Genomic DNA, 1,601 nt, shown 5'->3' with positions numbered 1-1,601 from the left:
GTCCATTCGCGGTTTCCCCCTTTATCCGCCAATACACGCGAATACACGCTAATGAATCCTGGCCACCGGCTATCCCCCTCTTCGTGTTCATTAGCGTTCATTAGCGTTTATTCGCGGTTCCCCCTTTATCCGAGAATGCACACGAATTAACACCAATAGCTCCCAGCCTCCTTCTATCCCCTTCGTGTCCATTCGCGGTCCCCCCTCTTATCCACGAATACACGCTAATGAACACTAATAAATCATAACTACCAGATATATCTTCCTTATTCGTGTCCATTAGCGTTCATTAGCGTTTATTCGCGGTTCCCCCTTTATCCGAGAATGCACACGAATTAACACCAATAGCTCCCAGCCTCCTTCTATCCCCTTCGTGTCCATTCGCGGTTTCCCCTTCGTTCTATCACGTTCATTAGTGGATTTCTGTCATTACCATACGCTTCCATTCTAACTTGGGAGTTCCAAAGTTAAGCAGTAAACCAACAGGTTTGTCCGCCGCTTTCAAATAATTCAATAATTGGGCTTCTTCAATCGATGTTAATTGTTTGATCGCCTTGATTTCTACAATAATTTTACCAAAGCATATAAAATCCGGAAAGTATTCCTTAACTAATTTACGACCTTTGTATACTATTTCTAGGGACGGTTGTGATATAAAAGGTATTCGTTGCTCTTCAAACTCAATAGCCAGAGCCTCTTGATAGACCGCTTCTAGGAAACCGCTACCAAGTTCATTGGCCACTTCCATAGCCGCCCCCACAATAGCATAGATTTCATCTTTATAAATCAATTCATGTTCTTTAGCGTTCTTTTGGGGCTCTCTTTTTTCTTGCTGTTCAATCAAACTCATTTGAATTCCCCTTACTGAGGATTCATACGCTGGGCTAGTTCTAAGAAATGCACCGGCGGATAATCTCTGACCGGCTCGGGAATAAAAACCTCTTCTTCCTGATCGGAAAAAAGGGGCAGATCCCGCATGGAGGCATGATTCACTAGCTCATGAAAAGCAAAATCTCGCCGTTTCATCATACTGCCGTTCACTAATGACCACTCGGGAAAGATAATGGGTTGAGGATTTTCGCCCACTGTTTTGAGCGACAAGGCATCCCCATGTAAAATATTGCAGGATAAAATAAAACGGACGCTTTCCCGGCAAGCTTCCTTAGTTTTTTCTCCGTAGAGAGTTGTGTACGCCGTATCAAAGGTCTGATAAAGCCGGTGACGGCATTCTTCGACATTATCGAGCAAAATATCAATCCCGTACAAGCTTGAGACAGCGAGCACTGCGTAGCGTTCGTATTCGAGCTGGTTTTTACGGTAGCGCTGATCCACCACCTGGAGTTTGCGTTCAAGTATGGCGATTAAAAAATTCCCCGTGCCGCAGGCGGGCTCTAAAAAGCGGGAATCTATACGGACCGTCTCCTGCTCTACCAGGTCAAGCATGGCGTTTACAATATGACGGGGAGTAAGAACTTCTCCATATTCTGCTACTCGATGTCGTGATTTAATGTGTTTTTCCATGGTGTTTTATTTAGTATGACCCAAAAAATATCTCCTGGCAAGGACTTAAGGGTGCGTAGCTGGTGTGTTAAGAGACATGG

At 44.5% G+C, this 1,601-nt stretch carries 2 protein-coding genes; both read right to left on the bottom strand.

The window, feature by feature from the left end; translation table 11 throughout:
• Positions 1 to 412 precede the first annotated feature (412 nt).
• Positions 413 to 850 (bottom strand): GxxExxY protein, encoded by a 438-nt coding sequence (locus C5O22_RS06970; protein ID WP_132780496.1) that lies wholly within the window; start codon positions 848 to 850, stop codon positions 413 to 415.
• A gap of 11 nt (positions 851 to 861) precedes the next feature.
• On the bottom strand, positions 862 to 1,521 hold the full coding sequence (locus C5O22_RS06965) for an N-6 DNA methylase (protein ID WP_132780495.1): 660 nt from the start codon (positions 1,519 to 1,521) through the stop codon (positions 862 to 864).
• Between the last annotated feature and the right edge of the window lie 80 nt (positions 1,522 to 1,601).

The sequence above is a fragment of the Treponema sp. J25 genome (assembly GCF_004343725.1).
Taxonomy (GTDB): domain Bacteria; phylum Spirochaetota; class Spirochaetia; order Treponematales; family Breznakiellaceae; genus J25.
The sequence above is the reverse complement of the archived record's forward strand: the minus strand, read 5'-3'. Positions and strand labels throughout refer to the sequence as shown.

Bases quoted from the DNA above. Each gene is read 5' to 3' on its own strand.
- C5O22_RS06965 (WP_132780495.1), bottom strand. From the start codon at position 1,521: ATGGAAAAACACATTAAATCACGACATCGAGTAGCAGAATATGGAGAA.
- C5O22_RS06970 (WP_132780496.1), bottom strand. From the start codon at position 850: ATGAGTTTGATTGAACAGCAAGAAAAAAGAGAGCCCCAAAAGAACGCT.